Source organism: Acinetobacter sp. S-1 (genome assembly GCF_059579785.1).
In genome coordinates, this window is sequence record NZ_CM184207.1 from 2,488,843 (window position 1) to 2,510,391 (window position 21,549).

General features: G+C 39.5%; 23 protein-coding genes and 1 tRNA gene. 7 read left to right on the top strand and 17 right to left on the bottom strand.

Annotated elements, in window-relative coordinates:
• Window positions 1-48 precede the first annotated feature (48 nt).
• The 8 genes from AC52J8_RS11835 to AC52J8_RS11870 form a co-directional block, all read right to left on the bottom strand.
• Window positions 49-1,245, bottom strand: a complete 1,197-nt coding sequence (locus AC52J8_RS11835; protein ID WP_017399974.1) for a beta-barrel domain-containing protein — start codon at window positions 1,243-1,245, stop codon at window positions 49-51.
• Window positions 1,242-3,383: a type I secretion system permease/ATPase gene (locus AC52J8_RS11840; protein ID WP_086400070.1), complete on the bottom strand. Its 2,142-nt coding sequence runs from the start codon at window positions 3,381-3,383 to the stop codon at window positions 1,242-1,244. Before AC52J8_RS11840 ends, AC52J8_RS11835 begins: the two co-directional genes overlap by 4 nt.
• Window positions 3,380-4,846 carry a TolC family protein gene (locus AC52J8_RS11845; RefSeq protein WP_496538789.1) on the bottom strand — a complete coding sequence of 489 codons (1,467 nt, stop codon included), beginning with the start codon at window positions 4,844-4,846 and terminating at the stop codon, window positions 3,380-3,382. Before AC52J8_RS11845 ends, AC52J8_RS11840 begins: the two co-directional genes overlap by 4 nt.
• Window positions 4,847-5,120: 274 nt before the next feature.
• Entirely contained in the window at window positions 5,121-5,864 is a 744-nt protein-coding gene (gene lptB, locus AC52J8_RS11850) for an LPS export ABC transporter ATP-binding protein (RefSeq protein ID WP_002122331.1), read from the bottom strand.
• Window positions 5,864-6,412 (bottom strand): lipopolysaccharide transport periplasmic protein LptA, encoded by a 549-nt coding sequence (gene lptA / locus AC52J8_RS11855; RefSeq protein WP_002122334.1) that lies wholly within the window; start codon window positions 6,410-6,412, stop codon window positions 5,864-5,866. The genes lptB and lptA overlap by 1 nt, the downstream gene beginning before the upstream one ends.
• Window positions 6,396-6,944, bottom strand: a complete 549-nt coding sequence (lptC, locus tag AC52J8_RS11860; RefSeq protein ID WP_005070181.1) for an LPS export ABC transporter periplasmic protein LptC — start codon at window positions 6,942-6,944, stop codon at window positions 6,396-6,398. The genes lptA and lptC overlap by 17 nt, the downstream gene beginning before the upstream one ends.
• Window positions 6,945-6,981: 37 nt before the next feature.
• The gene (locus AC52J8_RS11865; RefSeq protein ID WP_002122322.1) at window positions 6,982-7,521 is read right to left on the bottom strand and encodes a KdsC family phosphatase; all 540 of its coding nucleotides are present in this window, start codon (window positions 7,519-7,521) and stop codon (window positions 6,982-6,984) included.
• A gap of 3 nt (window positions 7,522-7,524) precedes the next feature.
• The gene (locus AC52J8_RS11870) at window positions 7,525-8,502 is read right to left on the bottom strand and encodes a KpsF/GutQ family sugar-phosphate isomerase (protein WP_002122342.1); all 978 of its coding nucleotides are present in this window, start codon (window positions 8,500-8,502) and stop codon (window positions 7,525-7,527) included.
• A gap of 213 nt (window positions 8,503-8,715) precedes the next feature.
• On the opposite strand from AC52J8_RS11870, the gene cysS reads away from it, so the two are divergent.
• The 3 genes from cysS to AC52J8_RS11885 all read left to right on the top strand — a co-directional run bounded on the left by cysS (window position 8,716) and on the right by AC52J8_RS11885 (window position 10,959).
• Window positions 8,716-10,137, top strand: a complete 1,422-nt coding sequence (cysS, locus tag AC52J8_RS11875; protein ID WP_086400071.1) for a cysteine--tRNA ligase — start codon at window positions 8,716-8,718, stop codon at window positions 10,135-10,137.
• A 63-nt stretch (window positions 10,138-10,200) separates the two neighbouring features.
• Window positions 10,201-10,276 (top strand) — tRNA-Gly (locus AC52J8_RS11880).
• Between the two features lie 206 nt (window positions 10,277-10,482).
• Window positions 10,483-10,959, top strand: a complete 477-nt coding sequence (locus AC52J8_RS11885; protein WP_086400072.1) for a hypothetical protein — start codon at window positions 10,483-10,485, stop codon at window positions 10,957-10,959.
• A gap of 64 nt (window positions 10,960-11,023) precedes the next feature.
• Here AC52J8_RS11885 and AC52J8_RS11890 read toward each other — a convergent pair whose 3' ends face one another.
• Together AC52J8_RS11890 and AC52J8_RS11895 are read right to left on the bottom strand one after the other, a co-directional pair.
• Window positions 11,024-11,938 carry a hypothetical protein gene (locus tag AC52J8_RS11890; RefSeq protein ID WP_086611680.1) on the bottom strand — a complete coding sequence of 305 codons (915 nt, stop codon included), beginning with the start codon at window positions 11,936-11,938 and terminating at the stop codon, window positions 11,024-11,026.
• Window positions 11,939-11,942: 4 nt separating this feature from the next.
• A complete protein-coding gene (locus AC52J8_RS11895; RefSeq protein WP_086400074.1) occupies window positions 11,943-12,509 on the bottom strand; it encodes a DUF6932 family protein in 567 nt (188 codons plus the stop codon).
• 236 nt (window positions 12,510-12,745) lie between these two features.
• On the opposite strand from AC52J8_RS11895, the gene AC52J8_RS11900 reads away from it, so the two are divergent.
• Entirely contained in the window at window positions 12,746-13,420 is a 675-nt protein-coding gene (locus AC52J8_RS11900; RefSeq protein ID WP_086400075.1) for a hypothetical protein, read from the top strand.
• A gap of 217 nt (window positions 13,421-13,637) precedes the next feature.
• Here AC52J8_RS11900 and AC52J8_RS11905 read toward each other — a convergent pair whose 3' ends face one another.
• Both AC52J8_RS11905 and AC52J8_RS11910 read right to left on the bottom strand, forming a co-directional pair.
• Complete coding sequence (locus AC52J8_RS11905; RefSeq protein WP_001210983.1) at window positions 13,638-13,967, bottom strand: hypothetical protein; 330 nt, start codon at window positions 13,965-13,967, stop codon at window positions 13,638-13,640.
• Window positions 13,968-14,052: 85 nt separating this feature from the next.
• A complete protein-coding gene (locus AC52J8_RS11910) occupies window positions 14,053-14,499 on the bottom strand; it encodes a winged helix-turn-helix transcriptional regulator (protein WP_033850501.1) in 447 nt (148 codons plus the stop codon).
• A 111-nt stretch (window positions 14,500-14,610) separates the two neighbouring features.
• Between AC52J8_RS11910 and AC52J8_RS11915 the strand changes: the two genes are divergently transcribed.
• Window positions 14,611-15,876 carry an MFS transporter gene (locus tag AC52J8_RS11915; protein WP_086400076.1) on the top strand — a complete coding sequence of 422 codons (1,266 nt, stop codon included), beginning with the start codon at window positions 14,611-14,613 and terminating at the stop codon, window positions 15,874-15,876.
• 133 nt (window positions 15,877-16,009) lie between these two features.
• Window positions 16,010-16,414 (top strand): hypothetical protein, encoded by a 405-nt coding sequence (locus AC52J8_RS11920; RefSeq protein ID WP_086400077.1) that lies wholly within the window; start codon window positions 16,010-16,012, stop codon window positions 16,412-16,414.
• Between the two features lie 87 nt (window positions 16,415-16,501).
• On the opposite strand, the gene AC52J8_RS11925 is transcribed toward AC52J8_RS11920, so the two are convergent.
• Complete coding sequence (locus AC52J8_RS11925; RefSeq protein WP_005070199.1) at window positions 16,502-17,749, bottom strand: mechanosensitive ion channel family protein; 1,248 nt, start codon at window positions 17,747-17,749, stop codon at window positions 16,502-16,504.
• A 242-nt stretch (window positions 17,750-17,991) separates the two neighbouring features.
• Here AC52J8_RS11925 and AC52J8_RS11930 point away from each other — a divergent pair, with 242 nt between their 5' ends.
• Window positions 17,992-18,354, top strand: coding sequence for a DUF3592 domain-containing protein (locus AC52J8_RS11930; RefSeq protein ID WP_086400078.1), 363 nt, complete (start codon window positions 17,992-17,994; stop codon window positions 18,352-18,354).
• Between the two features lie 3 nt (window positions 18,355-18,357).
• Here AC52J8_RS11930 and AC52J8_RS11935 read toward each other — a convergent pair whose 3' ends face one another.
• From AC52J8_RS11935 to AC52J8_RS11950, 4 genes are read right to left on the bottom strand one after another with little or no spacing between them, the layout of a single operon-like run.
• Window positions 18,358-19,002: a glycosyltransferase family 2 protein gene (locus AC52J8_RS11935; RefSeq protein ID WP_197738930.1), complete on the bottom strand. Its 645-nt coding sequence runs from the start codon at window positions 19,000-19,002 to the stop codon at window positions 18,358-18,360.
• Entirely contained in the window at window positions 18,999-19,598 is a 600-nt protein-coding gene (locus AC52J8_RS11940) for a class I SAM-dependent methyltransferase (protein WP_086400080.1), read from the bottom strand. The genes AC52J8_RS11935 and AC52J8_RS11940 overlap by 4 nt, the downstream gene beginning before the upstream one ends.
• On the bottom strand, window positions 19,573-20,367 hold the full coding sequence (locus AC52J8_RS11945; RefSeq protein WP_086400081.1) for a PIG-L deacetylase family protein: 795 nt from the start codon (window positions 20,365-20,367) through the stop codon (window positions 19,573-19,575). Before AC52J8_RS11945 ends, AC52J8_RS11940 begins: the two co-directional genes overlap by 26 nt.
• Window positions 20,355-21,368, bottom strand: coding sequence for an acyl-CoA dehydrogenase family protein (locus tag AC52J8_RS11950; protein ID WP_140157921.1), 1,014 nt, complete (start codon window positions 21,366-21,368; stop codon window positions 20,355-20,357). The genes AC52J8_RS11945 and AC52J8_RS11950 overlap by 13 nt, the downstream gene beginning before the upstream one ends.
• Window positions 21,369-21,549: the final 181 nt, after the last annotated feature.

Genomic DNA, 21,549 nt, shown 5'->3' on the forward strand with positions numbered 1-21,549 from the left:
ATAGAATCAAACCTATAAAAAAAGCCCCGAATCTCGGGGCTTTTTTTATTATCTTTCTCGTAGCGCTTCTTTGGCTTTATTAAATGGTTTAAGTAAGTAATCAAGTACTGTTTTTTGACCAGTACGAATATCTACTGTTGCCACCATACCCGGTGTAATACCAAACGCTTTACCTTCTTTATTGTAAAGTTTGTCGGAATCAGTACGGATATAAACACGATAATAGAATTGGTCCTGTTTCACTTCATCACGAATCGTGTCTGGTGAAATAACCGTAACCTTACCTTTTAAACCACCATAAATTGAGTAGTCATAGGCAGTGATTTTAACCAGTGCTTCTTGTCCCGGACGAATAAAGGCAATGTCACGCGGTAAAATACGTGCTTCAATAAGCAGCTGTTCATCAATCGGTACAATGGTCATCAATTTACCGTTTTGTGGAACAACACCACCACGAGTAGTGACTGCAATTTCTTTGACGACACCACGCACCGGTGCTCTGAACACTGCGCGATCTAAACTGTCACTACGACCCAGTACAATTTGCTGTTGCGTTTCGCTATCCGTATTCGCTTTAGATAACTCTTCACGCGCTTTCACATAGTACTGGTTCTGCGCATCATTCATTTTGTTTTGCAAATCATTTGCTTCACGACGTAAACGTAAAACCTCAACTTCACTTGCTGCACCTTTAGCAACCAAAGGCTCTGTCATCGCCAGTTCTTGTTGCACAAGTTGCAACGCCTGTCTTAAACCTGCAAGCGTTTGTTCAAGATCAGCACGACGCGAGCGATATAATGCAGTTTCTTCTTGTACTAACTTTGGTTCTTTCATCACAATTTCAGGAAAAACCAAAGGTGTACCGTTTACTTCCGCACGTAAACGCGCTGCTGTCGCTTGAGCAGAGATCAGTAAAGATTTTGATTCACCGACATTTGATGCAAAACGGGTTGGATCAAGCTGTGCAAGAATTTCGCCTTTTTGAACGATGTCACCTTCTTGTACATTCAGCTTGGTTAAAATACCGCCTTCTAAAGACTGGATGACCTGTTCTTTAGAAGATGGAATGACTTTACCTGTACCAGTAGAAACTTCTTCAAGTTTAAATACCCACGCCCAGATAAAGAAAATAACCAAGCCAATGCCCACAATCCAGATCACTAAACTGGCACGAGGTAAGGGTGGCTCACTATAAGAGACATTCATTGAACGGGTGAGTTGTTGTTCTTGTTGTGGTTCGCTCATGAATTACCCCCTTGGCTCACTTGTTTTTGTTGGGCTGTTGATTGATTGAGTACCTGATCTCTTGGACCGTCCATCACGATTTTGCCTTCGTTCACGACAATAATACGGTCTACAAGTTCTAATACAGCACGGCGGTGGGTCGCAACGACCAAGGTCCGATGCGCCAGCCAACCTTTTAAATGATCAATCAGTTGTTTCTCTGCCACGTCATCAATGGCTGCTGTCGGTTCGTCTAACAATAAAATGTTAGGTTGACGAATCAATAGACGAGCCAGTAACAACGCTTGTTTCTGACCACCAGAGAAACCAACACCACCTTCTAAAATCAGGTGATCTAGCCCTTCTTTTTTCTCTTGAACAAAAGGTAATGCACCAGTCACTACTAGCGCACGAAGGATCTCTTCATCCGTTGCAAGCGGCGCACCTAAAGTGAGGTTTTCACGAATCGTACCGTAGAAAAGATGCGCATTCTGGTTAAGTAAACCCATATCACGACGTACATCAGATGGATCAATTAATGAAAGATCGAGACCATCTAAATGTACTGCGCCTTGAGTTGGAACTTGCATACCAGATAGAAGCTGGAGCAGTGTTGATTTACCTGCACCGTTACGCCCTAATATGGCAATTTTTTCACCAGCACGAATTTTTAAATGACGGATTGCCAAACTTGGTTTTGGGTCTTCTTCGCCATATTGGAATAAGACATTTTTTAATTCGTAATCGCCATTTAAAACTGCTTTGTGTACCAGATGCGAACGATCTGCCTGATCGATCGGACGTTGCATGAGTTCATCAAGGCTTTGTTTTGCGACTTTTGCTTGCTGTAAACGTCCTAACACACCTGTAATTTGAGCAATCGGTGCCAACATACGTGAAGATAAAATTGAACAAGCTACTAACGCACCTGTAGTCATTTCACCTTCCATCACGGCAAAACATCCTACCAACACCACAATTGCATAGGTCAAACCTTGAAGCATTTGAGTCCATGCCATTAAGGTGCCAACAATTTTACGCTGTCTCATCCCGATATCGGCTGAAACTTCGTTCATGTGGTTCCACTGGTTTTGGAAGCGAGACTCAGCACGTAATAGCTTAATGTCTTCAATACCTTGTACCGCTTCAACAAGAATGGCGTTACGGATTGAAGATTCTCTCATGCCCTCTTGTGCGAGTTGCGCTAGCTTCTTCTGTGCCAGAATACCCGGCAAAAGCATGAGTGGCACAACCAGCAACATTACCCAAAACAGTTTCCCGCCAATAATCGCAAAAATGATCAGGAACAAGAAAAAGAATGGGAAATCGGCAATTGCACTAATGGTGGTTGAAGTCACCAGCTCACGCACACCTTCGAGCTCACGAATCTGGGAAATAAAACTACCGGTAGATTTTGAACGGTCTTTATTTTTGATGCGTAATGCATGACCAAATACACGGTCAGACACCCGTAAGTCAGCACGTTTACCAATAATATCGGATAAGTACACCCGTGATATACGCAAGGTAAACTCAAAAAGTGCTGCAATGAGTACACCACCTGCCAGCACCCATAGAGTCGGGATAGACTGAGATGGAACAACACGGTCATACACTTGCATTGAGAAAATAATGGTTGCCAGTGCCAATACGTTGGCAATCAGTGAGGCAAACATAATATCAACGTAGCGTTTCCAGTCTCTTAAAACAATCGACCAGAACCAGCTTGCTTCGTATGGTTTGATATATTCGTCAATACGCGCATCGGGAATAGACGTTTCAGGACGTAGGATGTAGACATTGTTAATTGTTGTTTTTAAGACATCTAAGCTTAAATTTTGGGAAAGGCCGTGATCTCCACTAAACTGAATACTGACATTTCCTTGAGTATCGGCCTTATCAATTACACCAACTTGTCCGTCATTAAACTCGACCATGACAGGTAAACGCCACGGATTAAGTAAATCTAATGAAAAAGGTACTTTACGTAAATTGAGTCCAACCTGACGTGTCATTAACTGCAAAACATCATCAAGGTTTTGATTTTGGTTCCAGTCAAGTTGTAAACGAATTCTTTCTTCTGAAGGCTCAATTCTATAATGTTTAGCAATCGTTAAGACCGCCTGTAACCAGGGCTGGTAATTTATTTTTGTCATCATGGTTGTACTTCGAACCCCTGAATTGAAATATTATTTAAGTCATAAGCTTGGCGGGAACGTCCTGTTGCTGCAATGTACTGAACAATACTGCTGTAGATGTCATAACGTGCAGTTTCAAGTTCTGAATTGGCGCTATGAATCGCCTGTTCAGCATTCAATAAGTCAACCAATGAACGGGTACCGAGTTTGTACTGCTCTTGATAGAGTTCGCGTGTACGAACTGTTGTCGCTTGGCGGTTTGCTAAAACCTGCATTTGACGTTGTTTATTTTCAATTTGCTCACGGCTGGTTCTGATCTGATCGAGCACATCCAGATACACAGAATTCACTTTAGATTTAGCGGCTTCCTCTGCATAACTTGCCATTTTTACCTGAGAAGAAACTGCCCCACCTTGATAAAACTGACTGGTGGCCTCAAGCATGATGGAACTATATAAACCGTCGTCTTCATCATTGTTTGGGTTTTTTCCATTAATGGCCTGACTCAAAGAGCCTTTCACTGCCAAAGTTGGATAACGTGTTAAACGGGTCTGTTCCTTTTGAGCTTTAGCCTCTTCAATGCCCGCTTGTGCTGCGATCATTTTTGGAATGGTATTAAACTCAGGTTCACCATATAGATCAGATACTTTCACCAAATCATCTGAAATAATCCAACCTGTACGTGAAACATCACCACCCAACAATGTTCTTAAATGTTGTTGGTACTGACGTAATAAAGATTGCTGTGCAATCAAGCCGGACTGCGCAGCTTGTAAATAAGATTGAGCTTGGATCGGGTCAGCCTGACTACTAATACCAGCATTTGCACGTAAATTAGCGATTTCCTGAATTCGCTGAATACCTGCAATTTGCTGCTCGGCAATTTTATTTAATTGGAGATAGCGCTGAATATTGATAATCGACTGAGCCACATCAAGTGCAATATCGTCAATGCTGACCAACACATTCGCCTGTTCGACTTGAAGTTTGGCTTTCTCAACCGATACACCTGATTTGACTTTACCAAAATCATAAAGCATTTGAGTTGCGTTTAAAGTCAATAACTGCCGACCACGCTCACCACTGCTCAAGTCACCCGTGGTAATACCACCTGAAATTTGAGGATAGTAACCTGCCTTTGCAACATCAATACCGGCGTTTTGGCCAGCTAAAGTTGAAATGGCTTGGGAAATATCAGGGTTACGCTGGATGGCGATTTTCACCGCTTCCTGCAGAGTCATTTTCCTTGATGGCAAATTTGAATAAGATGAAGCTGCTCTATCATTGAGTTGAACAGTCGGAAACTCCTGCACTCTTGAACGATCTAGCCTAAAATTACTCAACTCTTGCATCTTAGCGACTTTAAATTCATCACTACTTTTAGGGGCAAAAAGTTGTGATAAGTTGTCTTTTAATGTGTGATATTGCTCACTTGGTTTAGCGGCATATATCACCATAGGTACATGCAGTGAAGTTAAAAGCATCAACCCTTTCAGGAAAGCTGGCTTTTTACATGTCCTTTTTACTCTTCTCTGGTTATATCCAATCATGCTTGTCTTGTTGATCTTGTTTGTTATCGTTTAAAAGCTTTTACATTCTACATATTTTTTTGCATAAAGAAGCATAAATGCAGGAATAATTCACACATTATTTTTTCATCAAGTGAACCGTGTAATTTATTGTTTTTTAATAATTAAATATAAAAAAGCTAAAAAGAAGCATTGACCTCTTTTTAGCCAAATAGATTAACTTTTTTATTTAAACTGTAAAATCGTCACCTAAGTAGACTTTACGTACCTGTTCGTTATCCAGAATTTCTTGTGGAGTGCCTTCTGCAATTACCGCACCTTCGCTCACAATATATGCACGTTCACAGATCGCCAAAGTTTCACGTACGTTATGGTCTGTGATAAGCACACCAATACCACGATCTTTTAAGGTCTGGATAATATCTTTAATATCGCCTACCGAAATTGGATCGACACCGGCAAACGGTTCATCAAGTAACATAAACTTAGGATCAGCAGCCAATGCACGTGCAATTTCAGCACGGCGACGCTCACCACCAGACACACTCATTCCCAATGAATCTTTAATATGACTGATTTTAAAGTCATTCAACAATTCAGTAAGACGTTGTTGGCGCTGTTGTTTATTTAAATCTTTGCGTGTTTCTAAAATAGACATAATATTTTCAGCAATTGTCAGCTTTCTAAAGATAGAAGCTTCTTGCGGAAGATATCCGATTCCTTTACGTGCCCGTTCATGCATTGCCAAATCGGACATATCAAGATCATCAAGGTGAATTTCACCTTTGTCCATACGCACTAGCCCAACAACCATATAGAAGCTTGTTGTTTTTCCTGCACCGTTAGGGCCAAGCAAACCAACAATCTGTCCACTTTGCATACTAAAAGATACGTCTTTGACGACCCAACGTTTACTATAGTTTTTTGCTAAGTGCTTAATACACAAAGTTTGGGGTTGAAGAGCTTGTTGCATTAGTCACGCGCTCCTGGGAAACTTTTTGAAGTTGATGGCGGAATAATAATTTGAACACGATTTGATGAAGAACCTTGAGCTTCAACATCTCCTTTGTTCATACTATATTTCAATGAGTTACCACGGATGCTTGAACCATCTTGATATAGATATGCACCACCAGTCAAAGTAATAATGCCTGTATCTGCATTATAAACAATGGTTTGACCCTCGCCTCGTGCAACGCCCTTATCAGCACTAATTTGCTGTTGGAATTTAGACGGTCTACCCTTGGCAGTAATCGTTTGAATTTCACGTTTAGAGTTTAGCGTAGCAACAATTGAATCGGCTTGAAGCTTCATCGTACCTTGTTCAATCACGACATTACCAGTATAAGTCGTTAAACCCGTTTTCTCATTATAAGTTGCACGGTCTGCCACTAACGAAATTTGTTGATTACGGTCAGACGGTAAAGCAAAAGTCGAAGCAGATGATAAAGCAACGAATGTAATTACCGCAGCTTGTTTTAGGAAAGCTGAAGAACGTTTTAAATTAAGACTTTGGTGCATACTTTCCTCGAATATTAAAAAATTCGTACTGACCATTATTCAAATTAGCTTTTAACCCTTTGCTGACAAACTCGGCTTGCGGAGATTGAACAACCACTTGGTGATCGGTTTCAATTTCTCTGGTTTTTGGATATCCAGTTAACTCATCAGTTTGGAATTCAATCTTCCCTTGTGGCGCCAGTTTAGTTGCGACCACATCACCCGATAAAATAACTTTACGGTTATCATCGTAACCATTTGCCTGTTTTGCAAAGAATGTCGCATCAACTTTGCCATCTTTATACATCGAGGCATTAAGTTGATCCAACTTTGATGTTTTTTGTTGCATATCCTGTTCAAGCTGACGAACTTCAGCACGGATATACAAATTGCCTTGATCATCAGTTTGAGTCAAATGGACGCCCTGCGCTGAATATGTCATATTCTTCGCAGAACCAATGTCTAGTTTTTTTGCCTTGCCACTATAGTAGTAGTAACCACCACTTATAGCAGCAACCACTACAGCAACAATTGATAAAACTCTGGTATCCATGAGCAGGAATAGCCTACCTTTTTAAGTAATCTTATTATTAATGCGGTACTGCAAGATATTTTTCAAGAAGTTCTTGGTAAATGCCTTTTGCGATCAGCAACATATCACAGACTTCACGCACAGCACCACGCCCACCCATCGACTGCGTAACCAAATGCGCACGGCGACGTACTTCTTCATGACCATTTGGCACAGTAACACTCATACCTGCGATTGCAAAAGCAGATAAATCAGGCCAATCATCACCCATATATAAGCAATCAGACGGCAAAATATTAAACTGCGCACAAGCTTCACGAAGTGCTGAGCCTTTGTCTTCACGGCCTTGAAAAACGAGGTCTACGCCTAAATCAGACATACGTTTTTCAACAATATTACTTTTTCGGCCTGTAATAATGATGACTTTCATGCCGGCTTGCTGTGCAAGCTTCATTCCTAAACCATCACGAATATCGAATGATTTAATTTCATCGCCACTATTGGTTAAGGTTACGAAGCCATCACTCAAAATACCATCAACATCCAGAACCAATGCCTGTAAATGACGTGCTTGTTCTAACAATGCATAAGATGCCATTGATTAATTTACCCCTGCCTGAATAAGGTCATGCATACTAATTACACCAATCACTTTGTTTTGGTCATCTACCACCACAAACTGACTAATTTTTTTCAGGTTAAGCTGTTGTAGAGCTTCTACCGCACGTGCTTCTTGAGAAATCGTTGATGGTTTTTTTGTCATCACTTCTGAAACAGGCAAATTCACATCGAAACCTTGCTGTTTATCAATTAAACGGCGCAAGTCACCATCGGTGAAAATACCAAGCAAATGTTCTTGTTCATCTACAATTGTTGTCAAGCCCAAACGTTTATTAGAGATTTCATAAAGCACTTGATTCATTGGTGTATCTGGTGAAACTTTTGGCAATTCATCGCCTGTATGCATCAGATGTTTTACATGTAAAAGTAAGCGTTTACCCAACGCACCTGCTGGATGCGAACGAGCAAAATCATCTGCGGTAAAACCACGTGCTTCAAGTAAAGCGACAGCCAGTGCATCACCCAATACTAAAGTTGCTGTCGTACTCGACGTAGGCGCTAAACCTAATGGGCATGCCTCGTCAGACTCCCCTAAAGTTAAAGCGATGTCAGCATTTTGTGGCATTGGGCCTTTATCATCACGGCTAATGGTAATAAGAGGAACGCCAAGATGTTTGATGAGTGGCATCAACATCATAATTTCATCACTTTTTCCAGAGTTGGAAATCGCAATTAAAACATCCCCACGAACCAGCATTCCCAAATCGCCATGTCCAGCTTCACCCGGATGCATAAAGAAAGATGGTGTACCAGTTGAGGCGAAAGTAGCAGCCATTTTACGGCCAATATGCCCTGACTTACCCATGCCAGTAATCACAACACGGCCTTTACACTGTAACAATATTTCACAAGCTCGGTTAAAACTGTCACCAATTTGTGTTGCTAACACGTCTAAGGCTTGTTGCTCAATACGCAATGTTGCTAATGCGCTGCTTTGGAAATCTGTAGGATTGGGCATACGAGTTTGACTCAAAATAATTGATCTGATCTCTTGTGAAGATCGGTGATTTTAATCAAAAGATTTGGGGGCATTCTAACATAACTCAATCATCTACACGTTTTTAAATGTATAAGATTTCACAAGCTTATAAAATTCTTGCATAAACCTTTGTGAAAAATGATGCATCAGTTATGATGTAACACTGTTTTTGTTGAGTGTTTGAAAACCCTTATGCAACCGTTTGTTTTATATAACTCTGAGCAACGAAAAAAAGTTGAATTTGTACCTCGCAAAGAAGGTCACATCGATATGTACGTCTGCGGTATGACCGTTTACGACTACTGTCATATCGGGCATGCTCGAGTTATGGTTGCATTTGACTACATTATTCGTTTCTTACGTAGTCAGGGCTGGAATGTTCGCTACATTCGCAACATTACCGACATTGACGACAAAATCATCAAACGTGCGAATGAGAATGGTGAAACAATCCAACAACTCACCACTCGTTTCATCGATGCAATGAATGAAGATGCAGCGAACCTAGGCTGTTTAGCTCCTGATGAAGCACCTAAAGCAACTGAATATATCGACCAGATGCAAAATATGATTGGCAATTTGGTGAATAAAGGCGCTGCGTACCCTGCTTCAAACGGCGATGTTTATTTTGAAGTGACCAAATTTGAAAAATATGGTCGCCTCTCTGGCCGTAAGCTTGATGATATGCAAGCTGGTGCGAGTGAGCGTGTAGATGTAGAAGTTGAAAAGAAACATCCTTTTGACTTTGTACTTTGGAAACATGCCAAAGAAAATGAACCGTCTTGGGCATCTCCTTGGGGTAATGGCCGTCCGGGTTGGCACATTGAATGTTCTGCAATGTCGACTTGCTGCTTAGGCAATCACTTTGACATTCATGGTGGTGGTTCAGATTTAATGTTCCCGCACCATGAAAATGAAATTGCGCAAAGTGAAGCTTCGACTGGTGAGCAATATGTGAACTACTGGATGCATGTTGGCTTCATTAACGTTGATGGTGAAAAGATGTCTAAGTCTTTAGGCAACTTCTTTACGATTCGTGACGTGATGGAGAAGTTCCACCCTGAAGTGATCCGCTACTTTATTGTGTCTTCACACTATCGTAGTCCTGTGAACTTCTCTGATGTGGCACTCAAAGAAGCAAAAACTTCTTTAACTCGCTTCTACCATTCATTTAAAGCTTACCAACAAGTGTATGGTCAAACGACAACTGAAACGCTTGATCAAAGCTTTATTGAACGCTTTAACAATGCAATGTGTGATGATTTCAATACTGCTGAAGCAATGGCTGTATTATTTGAACTGAACAAAGAGTTAAACCGTGCCGTAAAAGAAGAGCAAGCTGACCAAGCGACTGTGCTTTATTCAACTTTACGTCACCTCACCAACATTTTAGGTTTGGTACAACACAATGTAGATGATTTCTTAAAATCGGATATTGGACAAGAAGCGCTTGCTTTGTCTGATGCGGAAATTGAAGATTTCATTCAACAACGTGTTGATGCGAAAAAAGCAAAAGACTTTGCTAAAGCAGATAGTATTCGTCAGTCTCTACTCGACCAAGGTGTGGTACTTGAAGATACACGTCAAGGTACAGTTTGGCGCCGTGCTGATTAAACGTTCAATTAGATCACAAGAGTGTTGACACTTTAATGAAACACTCTATAATGTGCTCACATTGCGGGAATAGCTCAGTTGGTAGAGCATAACCTTGCCAAGGTTGGGGTCGCGAGTTCGAGTCTCGTTTCCCGCTCCAAAATTTAAAAACCACTTAATTCGAAAGAATTAGGTGGTTTTTTTATTGGTTCTCAATTAGAAAAAATCAGCTACGCCCGACTGTTTCTTATCTAATGCATCTTAATAACTAATATTTAAAATTATTCTGACATAACCAAAAAAATTAATCTGAAACTATTTCAAAGTAAATTTATAGGTTCTAGAACCACTTTAAAGAAAGAAAAAATGGCCTTAATTAATTGTAAAGAATGTAAGAAAAAATTTAGCAATCTTGCTTATGCATGTCCTAAGTGTGGTGCACCCACATCATACTCAACAGAAACAAATGAGGTATCTATCCAAACTGATACGCCCTCTTCTTTTGATTTAATAGAATCAGAAATCTGCAATAAAATCATAGACCACTACTGGAGCTTACATAGAGAGATCACTCGGTTAGGAGGAGTAACACCCGACAGCCCAGAATTTAATGAAGAAGAGATTGTAAGAGCAGTGATTACAAGAATGGTGCAGTTTAAAAGGATGTTTTTAACTATTAATCATTTTGATGGAAAACCTCAGATCCAATTCATTCCAAGTGATTGTTGGATTCTAAATAGTGAGAATATTGTAAAAATTATTGCTGACCGAGAAGGTCCGAAAAAAGAGCTTTTACCTGATATTATTCAAGCAGCAGTGAACCGCTTGGCTAAAGCACCCTAGGGTGCTTTCTTCTTTAAGCAAACAAAACTTGCTCAACGCGGGTTAATTAAATAAAAATTCCTATTTATTTAATATCTGCAAGTGATTCAAGTATAAATTTAGGACGACTATTACCTACACGAATAACAGTAAATTTTACTTGAGCTGCTTTTTGGAACCAATCTGAATTAAGCTTTTCTGGATTAGTTATATCCTTCCCAATTTTGCCTCTTATAATTTCACCCTCTATTTCAGTCTTGAATTCAAACGTTCGAGCAGAAGGTAGAGCTCCTTGAAAAAAACCTTTAAAAGTCACGATTTCTTCATGGATATTATTGTCATCCAATCGATGGATTGCATTCTCCAACTGATCTCTATCATTGAATCTAAAGAATTTATTATTGAACTCCAAGCCACATTTTGCATCTTGCTCTTCCAAAAATTTTAAAAAATCATAAATTTTTGATACAGCTCTAGGGTGGATTTCTTCCACTAAATCATTCAACTCATCATCCGTCCCTAAAGCTGCTGATTCAAATAATTGTCTAATATCATCAACTGCTTTTTCGACAATAGACTCTTCAGGACATAAATCAAAATTATCAGGCTTTGGTAATTCAAATTCGAAGCCAAATGAGCCTATAGCGGTGCCAGTAATCATTAGTTGGTTTAAACTACTATCTGGAACAGGTCCTTTGAAGTTTAATTTTCCAGTTAAACCAGCAGATACAGCAGATACAGCATCTGAGAAGAATTTAGTCGCTTTAGCTGCAAAAGTTGCCGATATAGCTTGACTACCCTCAACAGGTTGACCTCTAAATGTTAGCTTTGCTCTTTTATTAATATGAAAAGGATTTACACAACGTAACTCTTGCTCTACCTCTTCAAGCCTACTTTGTATGCCAAGTCTATCTATGACATTTTCCTCTGGAATATTTTTTAATAATTCTTTGAGGGTGTTAGCCTCAGAGGAAAGGTTTGTATACAGTATTGCATTCATCACTCTATCCCTCCATGCTATTTAGGATTTTAAGGGCGGCCGCATCTTCTAACGGAGAGAGTTCAACCTGAAAGAAGCCTTTCCATATATTATCACCTTTGCGATGTGACCACATACTGTACCAGTAAGTTATCCTACTGATTAGCTCGGGCGTCAAATTCTGCCCAAGGATCACAGGGTAAGCATCCACTTTAAAGTTGGCTTTTGTATATTTTGTAAGAAGCAATTTTCCAGTTTTTGGTAAAAAACTTTGCTGTGTTTCACCGTCAGGTAAATAAAAAAAAGTCACAACATCAATATCATTTGGAGCTCGCTTTTCAAGAATTTCTATATCTGTAGTAAAACTGCCATCAAGCCACTGATAACCAGAAACTATACCCACACGATATAATTCAGCCCTATACTCAAGCAATCCATTTAGGATAGTCACTCTTTCAGATGTAAAAGAGAAAAGATCAATCAACTGGCTTATAGAAATAATATAAGGCGATCTATTTAGACTGCTTCCATCGATATCATTTACAGGAGGAATCACACCAGCCATGTTAAATATATTTGGCTTGACATTCATAACTGCGAAGTCCCCTCTGCTATCGAACTATTTAAAAGAACCGTATCAAGTCACGGTTTATAATATTTAATCATTAGCATAAATATATCCCACTTTGGATTAATATTAAGTACTATTTAAAAAAAATTTAATAACTCCAATATTTTAAGCATAAAACACAAATATTATGCGCAATATAATTGTTTCATGCATAGTATTTTAATATTATGAATTTCTCAATATTAAAAGGCAACACTATGGCATTTCGTGCAGATGAAGCAGCAAAAGACGGACGTCTTTCGGTTGAAAAGTATCTACTCTCTCATTTAACTGATCTAGATTCTAAAGATCTAGCTAAAAGCCGTGAAAAATTAATGGACCTATTCGATGAATTAGGTCCTGTTATTTATACTTACCCAAGTTGGCACCCTTTAGTAAGTGATAAAAGAGTAGATTATGACACTATAACCCCCAGTAAAGAATGTGGGTATCAAGGCTTAGATCATACAGTTTGTTTCGCTAATGGATTTATCACATGTCCTTATGATGATGGACAAAAAGTGTTAGATTCGGTTCTTAAACTAAATCTAAATGAAATTGCAGACATAACTGCAGAACGTCTAGATGTAAAGCTTTACTCATCAAGTGCAACACCTATACTTGTAAGATGTATCTGGCAAAAATCATTATGCAAGGATGGCACAATCCCAGCATCAATTGCCGTTCCATTGTTATTAGAAAATGAATTACCTAACTGGAAAACTGCTCAAGTTGGAGAAACATGGGACTCCATGAGCTCTTACTTTTTGGGAGCACCACACGGTAAACGTTCATCTTTATTTGTTAATCAAGAAACAGGACAAACAATAAAGAAAATATGGGAATCTTTAATTAAAACAGGTATGTTCGGACCAATTATAATTAGACCATAAGATAAGCTCTTTCGGGCTATATTAAGTTCAAATGAAATAACCACCCAAGGGTGGTTTAGTATGTAGTCATATCTTTATGCATCAATATAGAAAATAGTTTTGCTCTATAAACTCATTTTCTTGTTTGATACTTGCTATATACTGTAGAAAATTAGCTATTCACAAAAGAATTAGGTAGTTTTCTATTGTCTACCCATAAACTATTTCCCCCTAACACTCACATATTTTTAGCTAATTCTTTTGCCAAACATTGTTCATGCCAAGTGGTTTGAAAATTTTCGACAGCTTTTGACTTAATGAGAGGATCTTCAAATAGCTTTGAAGAATATGCAGATTTGATAAGCTCTTGATAAAGTTGTTTGGCTTGTTGCTCTTCAAGATGATTGGCGATGTCGTGTAACTCTTTAGCGGGCACTTCATGTTGTCTAGCATCCATCACACCACTCGCTGCTTTTTTCACAGTTTCACAGTAATGAAGTTCCATAGCTTCTGATGCTGCATAACATTGAATTGAAATCGCGCTTATAAAGAGGAATATAAATCTCATAATCTCACCTTAATTTGACGCGCAAGGTTATCAATTAATCTGCCCAAATTTAAGTTAAAAAAGGTTATTTTTGTTTTCTCTTCTTTTATTTCACCTTTTGCACTTCAGTATTAGAGGCTCTCAGCACTGTTCCATCCGCCGCGACTGGTGCCATAAATGGAATTTGCTGACCTGTAGTTTTATCAATTAACAGAGAATGGCGCTCACCACTTTCAAATAGGTTTTGCTCTCCCCATTGTCGTAAAGCCACAATCACTGGAAACAGTCTCTCCCCTTTATTGGTCAATACATATTCCTGATAAGCCGTGCCATCCGAAGCATCTTGTAGTTCAAGAACACCAGCATCTACCAACTTTTTTAGGCGATCTGAAAGAATATTTCGCGCCACTCCCAAGCTCCGCTGAAAATCTCCAAAACGGCGCATTCCATCAAAAGCATCACGCACAATAAGCAGTGACCAACGATCTCCTATGAGATTGACACAGCGCGCAACAGGACAAGGTTCATCTTTTATCAGTGTAGAGTTCGCCATTGAGTTTCCTAACCAATCATCAGCAACAAGTTATCTAGTTGCATTTTAAAACCAGTCGATCTAATATTCAAGTAGTTGCATTTTAAAACTAGATTGAATAGAGTTAGGACAATGAAAGCTTCTCTTGTATCTTCAACTTCATCCGCCGAAAGTGATAAACCGCTTCCAAGCATGCCTCGTGGCGTAATTTTGCTATTTGCGATTGCTAGTGGTGCAAGCGTAGCAAATGTCTATTATGCGCAGCCCTTGCTCGACATATTAGCCAAGGACTTTAATGTTAGTCATGCCGCTATTGGTGGTGTGGTGACCGCCACTCAAATAGGTTGTGCCCTAGCTTTAATCTTTTTAGTGCCGCTGGGTGATTTGGTCAATCGACGTCGATTAATGGCTTTACAGTTACTAGCCTTAATATTTGCTTTGCTAGCAATTGGCTTTGCCCATTCTACGATTATTCTTTTAGCAGGAATGCTTGCGGTGGGTTTACTCGGCACAGCCATGACTCAAGGGCTTATTGCCTATGCTGCGAGTGCTGCGGCCCCACATGAGCAAGGACATGTAGTCGGTACTGCACAAAGTGGTGTATTCATTGGCTTACTGCTTGCTCGCGTATTTTCAGGAGGAATTAGTGATGTGGCTGGTTGGCGCGGCGTGTACTTTTGCGCAGCCATCATCATGCTCATGATTGCATTGCCGCTTTGGAAACGTCTGCCTCATTTAAATATTCAACCTAGTGCCATGCGCTACCCGCAGCTTCTAGCCTCTATGTTAAAACTACTACGCCAAGAAAAAGTGCTACAAGTGCGCGGTGTGTTAGCTTTACTCATGTTCGCGGCATTTAATATTTTCTGGAGCGCATTGGTACTGCCGTTAAGTGGCCCGCCTTATAGCTTCTCGCATATTGTAATTGGGTCTTTTGGACTCGTTGGAGTGATTGGTGCTTTGGCTGCTGCACGTGCGGGTTACTGGGCCGATCGTGGATATGCTCAGCGCACAAGCTTGGCGGCACTGTTAATATTACTGCTCGCATGGGGCCCACTTTCACTCATGGCCTACTCGCTCTGGGCACTCGTGATTGGCATCGTATTGCTAGACTTGGGCGGACAAGCTCTGCATGTGACCAACCAGAGTATGATTTTTCGTACTCGTCCAGAAGCGCATAGCCGTCTTGTTGGTCTATATATGCTCTTTTATGCGGTAGGTAGCGGATTGGGTGCAATCAGCACAACAGCGACTTATGCTTATGCAGGTTGGCTTGGCGTGTGTGCACTCGGTGCAGGTGTAAGTTTCTTGGCCCTATTATTTTGGAGGATGACACACCATATCGTGACTCAAATCACTTATGAAAAAGATAACAATATACAAATAAATAAAATATAATAATCCAAAGTTTTATAAGCCTATGAATAAGAAAGTTTAGTCTTTAAATGTTAAGTTCGAGCGGTAATAGAATGAAATCTTCTTTAACAATCTAAAGATTGATATGCAACTTTAGACAATTACTATCAAATATATGCAAATCCCTATAGGAACAAAATTGGGTATTAATAATAAATTGCTTTACACGGTTGTATTTGCCCTTGTTGCAGGATGCCACCAGCAAGAAGCAAACGACAGTACAAATGCTGTAAAACTCCCAGCCTATCAGTACGATGGTTTCTCTGGTTCAGCACGCTTGAAAGGAACCTTGGAGTTCAAGCAAGGATGTCTTTATGTGAAAGATATACTCATTGTCTTTCCAGAACATAGCGCTCAGTGGGATGCTGAAAAAAACACTTTAAGTTATAAAGGTCAGCAGATCAGCTTAGGGGGCATATTAGATATTGCTGGAAGTATTGGTAATTTTGAGCAAGAAAATCTACGTATTAAGCATTTGAGTCCCATGTGTGATCATCAGAATATTTGGTTTGCAGGATAATCTTTTGTGAAGAGTATGAGTAAAAAAAGCCCCCGTTTAGGAGCTTTTTCCAAATAGTTTATGCGCTGTTATTTACAGCTTAAAAACTTAACTTGGGTGAATTTCTGCCGTCAATCTTTGCAAGTCATGACCCGAAGGTGCTTGGTAAACACGTAAACCAAACTCGGGAAGAATTGCAATTAAATGGTCAAAAATATCTGACTGAATTGCTTCATAAGAAACCCATGCAATCGTGTTGGTAAATGCATAAATTTCTAGCGGCAAACCTTGGCTGGTCGGCTGTAACTGACGAACAATAATAGTTTGATTTTGAGCAATGCCCTTGTGCTGACGTAAGTAAAACTCTACATAGGCTCTAAATGTACCAATATTGGTTAGACGGCGCTTGTTGTAACGAGATTGATTGCTTAAATGCTTATTGAATTCTTCAATTTCAGAGTTCTTTGCATTTAAGTATTGATCTAACAATAAAAAGTCTTTGAGCTTTTGTTGTTCTTCATCACTCATGAAATGAACGCTACTTTGATCGATAAAAAGTGAGCGCTTCATTCGACGACAACCCGAATTGCTCATGCCTCGCCAGTTTTTAAATGTATCGGTCACGAGTTTATTGGTTGGAATGGTGGTATAGGTTTTATCAAAGTTTTGAACAGTCACGGTATGCAGTGAAATATCAATTACATCACCATCTGCATTGAGTGATGGCATTTCAATCCAGTCGCCAATACGCACCATGTCATAAGATGCAATTTGTACACTCGCCACCAAAGACAAAATAGTGTTTTGGAAAACCAGCATTAATACCGCTGCCATTGCACCAAAACCAGCGAGTAAAGTGAACACATCCTTTTTAAGAAATGTTCCCAAAATCATGAGACCACACACAACAAATAAAATGAGTTTAACCAGTTGTAAGTAACCTTTAATCGGCTTGTTTCTAGATTTTGGATTACGCTGATAAATAAGATTAAAGATATTTAACAGCTCGCTGACCGTAAGCGCGAGTGTAAGAAAAATGAATGCTTGTGCTGCCATCTCTACAAAAGCAATGAACTTTGGAGATAGATGAGGAACCGTTGCAATACCGTTCATAATCACAACAGCAGGAACAATATTTGCAAATTTCTTTATAACGCTATGCTGAGCAAAAATAGACTGATTTGGTGATTTGAGTTTTGTGACTAAATGTCGAACGCCCCGAACAATAATGCGTTTGGCAATAAAATTTGCTATTGCAGCAAATAAAATCAAAATCGTGAGTGAAACCAACATTTCTAGCCAAGGATATTGACTTAACTCACCCCGAATATCACGGAAAAAATTTAAAAAATCCAAACCTATACACCTTTAAAATTTCTTTTGTAGAATTTTAGGGGTTAAGAACGTTTCTCATAAGGTTTGTTTACATATGTAGTCATAAATACAACAACTAAGTTATATACCCTGCCCAAATTTAATTATGATCCGTTAATTTTTAAGCTTCATCTGCTTATGTTTCAGACCAATTATATAAACTAGATCGGGCTTATCGGTTCATTTAGAATAATGCGTTAAACGAATAATTCTGGTTTGAGTGAGTGAAATTTTCTGATTTTTTGACTTTTATTGGAACAGTCTGGTTCAGCTTATTGTTTATCTATATTGCTTGGACATTTTTTCTTAAAAGTCAGGTTCAAAGATTTTTAATTTATAAACGAGGAAAGATTGCTTCTGCCGAGGTCGTATATTTTCAAGACTCATTAGCTAAGGTACAATATCGCCCTTTATGTTATATCAAATTGAAATTTCAAACTGAGCAAGGCCAAGTCATTACTGAAAATCTAAAGGTGCTTATTGCTAAGCAAGATCACTATAAATATAAACTGGGTAGTATTATCAAAATTAAATATGACCCTAAAAACTTAAAGAATATTTCGATATTGGGCGAGGTAATGCTTTAAGCATTAGAGATTATTTAAAAAGTACGATAAACCTTGAGGTGCGCGTCCATTTAAACGACTACTTGTGGTTACTCGAACCAGATTACTCCAAGTAATATTGCAACAATGATGGATCAATTTTTTGATTAAAGATACATCCTCATGACATGAAATAGGCTCAAAGCCACCAACCAACAGATAGACCTCTGCACTAAAACTTAAATTTGCTCCGTGAATATGCGCGTGGTCCATTTCATCTTTATAGTGTGCTAAATATTTTTGCTGTTTCGTTATAGAGAGATGACTAAAATCGTCTAGCGTTACAGTACCGCAAATTGCATCTGTGGGTTGATGCTGGATTTGATAGCGCAACCAATCAGGACTCACCACGGTGTCTGCATCGGTACATGCAATCCAAGTTACACCACGCCCGATTAAATGACGGATTCCTAAATCCCTCGCCTTGCCGACACATTCATAGTTGCATTCAATCGAGTTGATTTGATGGCTTTGGACAATCAACCGCGACTGATCTGTACAGCTATCGAGTACAACAAGCACTTCTACCTCATAACCAGAAATATTATCTATGGCGACCTGAATAGATTGCAAGCAGGCCGATAGATAATACTCTTCGTTATGCGCTGGGATGACGATACCTATTTTCATCTTAGTTTTTCCTGCTGCGCTAAAGAGGAAGTGTTCGCCGTCCACAGATCAATCATAAAGTCTGGGTCGTTTAAGCTGAGGTAGTGATGAAATGGAAAATGTTGCTGAAAAGCTTGATGGACTTGCTCTGCGTTTAATTCAAAATCTTGAATTTCATGACGCCAGTGACAACACAGAATCTCGCCATCATCATTTAAACTAAGCTTTAACTTTTCAATAAACTGATGCAATTCATCTGCCGATAAGTAATAGGCCATCTCACTAATTAAAATCAGGTCAAACTTTTGAATTGAGTAGTCTTCGGGTATTTTCCAGTTCTCAACCACCACATGCTCAAATTCTTTTAAACGCTCGGACGCCAAGCGAACAGCACTATCAGAGACGTCTATACACACTAACTCCTCAGCTCTTTGTGCCAAATGAAAACTTAAATGTCCATTTGAACAACCCACTTCTAACACTTTTGGGTAGCGGGGTTTTGTCAGCAGCGCGAGACAAATTTGTCTTTTACGAGCTTCATACCAATGAAAGTCATAGCCCCATGGGTCACTGTTATGACGATATAAATCTTCAAAGTACACGCGAGAATGAATCACTCAAATAAACCTCATAAGGCATTAAAAGACGTTTAATCGCATTTGGAGAGAGAACGGCGGCATTACCCGTAGTTTCATCTGCTTCAAGTTGGGTTTTAAACTGCAAAATTGCTTGATGTTTTTTAGCTAGCTGTTCGGGTGTTAAGGAAAATGCTTTTGCTCGGTGCCAATCAATGCGTTGGTCTAAAGGCTCTGCCCAATGCCAAGCCCAAATTAATACGTGTAAACAGAGGAGTTGCTTAGCAGTTGCATAGGCTTGTACGGTTTTACCCACGGCTTCATGGTCTGGATGACCATCAAATTCATAACTACAAATTAGAATATCGTTGGCTTGAACCAACTTGTCTAAACTCTGCCACAGTTGTTCGGTTTGCAAATGGATCTGGCCATCTAACAAATTAAGCTCTAAATGCTCGGTTGACTCTGCTACGCCCAGACAATTTAAGGCCGCCAAGCTTTCTTGCGGACGAAGAGTATTAAGCTGATCTGGAGAATATTTTGTAGATTTAGGATGACTTTGTGTGCCGTTACTGACAGCTAAAACCACTATTTTACAATTCAGCGTGATCAGTTGCTGCATTAACCCGCCACAGCCAAGCACTTCATCATCAGGATGTGGAGCGACAATCACCACTCTTTTTGAGCGAAATAACTCAAGGTCTAAAGGCGCTAGCGGATGTTCTTTAAATACATTTAACCATTGCTCTTTGGCCGTGCCCTCACCAAAAATAACTCGGTCTTCAACCAAAGGATGTTTTAAAGTTCCCATAGGCTTTGCTCCGACACACAGAGTTCTGCAATTTGTTCATAGTCAAAAGCAGCATGACTTTGCCTGATAAACACAGGCAGATCAGCCATGAGCTGAGCAAATGTCGCATCCTCACAAAAAGGACGAGCACCCAAAGCTTTCCCTACTCGTTCAATAACGCTCAGGCAGCATTGTTCTGCTTGAGCACGTAATATGCGTATTTCGCGCTCATGACTTAGCGTTGGTTTATGGTCTATGAGCTTGGCAACATATTGAAAATACTGCTTAGTGATTTCTAGCTGCTGAGCGACCTCACCTAAATATAATTTTTTATAAGGATTCGGAGTTGCCTGACAGCTTTCTTGCAAAAAGTTAGCTAGGCGCACGGCGGCACCATACCAACAGGCCGCTACACCTGCTGCACCATACCAAAAACCTGGGCGTTTTAAATAACTATTTGGCTGACCAATCAATTTAACAGGTGTATTTTTAAAAGTTACTTGCGCAGTCTGTGTCGCATGCATACCTACAGCGTTCCAGTGGCTTAAGTCGGTTGTAATGGATGGATGACTTAAGTCGACAATACAAAGCTGCGCCTGCCCTTGCTGATCTTTATAACTTATTAAAGCTTTTTCAATGAATTCAGCACCAGAGCACCAAGGTTTTATGCCATTACAAAGATTGTCTTTTATTTGCAATGGTGCTGGTCCACCGTCTGCTGCCCAAACTGCCCAAGTCTGGTCATCTATTTCTTGTTGATAACCCAAATCATTTAAAATGCTTAAAGCATCACAATGAGACTCAAAAAGCTTGGCTAGACTTAAGTCGACTCCAGCAATCTGCGCAAAAAGTTGCCAACGTTGATAGGTTTGACCCGAAGCTGGATGAGGCAAATTTTGAGTTAAATTTACAAGCTGAAAAAGTAAATTTATACGAAGCTTACTTTTATCTTCAGCCAAGGCATTTTCAAATTCACTCAAACTGCTCAGTATCGTCATTTTTATAGGTATTTTAATATTCATTGCAAATAATTATTTATAAGACTTAACCCAACCATAACTAAAGATTTCTGTTTAGATAAACATATAAATTGTAATAAAAAGATAAATAATATTAGTTTTATATCTAATTATTTCATTGTTACTCAAATATCACGATTAAGTGAACTTATAATCCGATCATGTAAGGTTTATTAAAAACCCC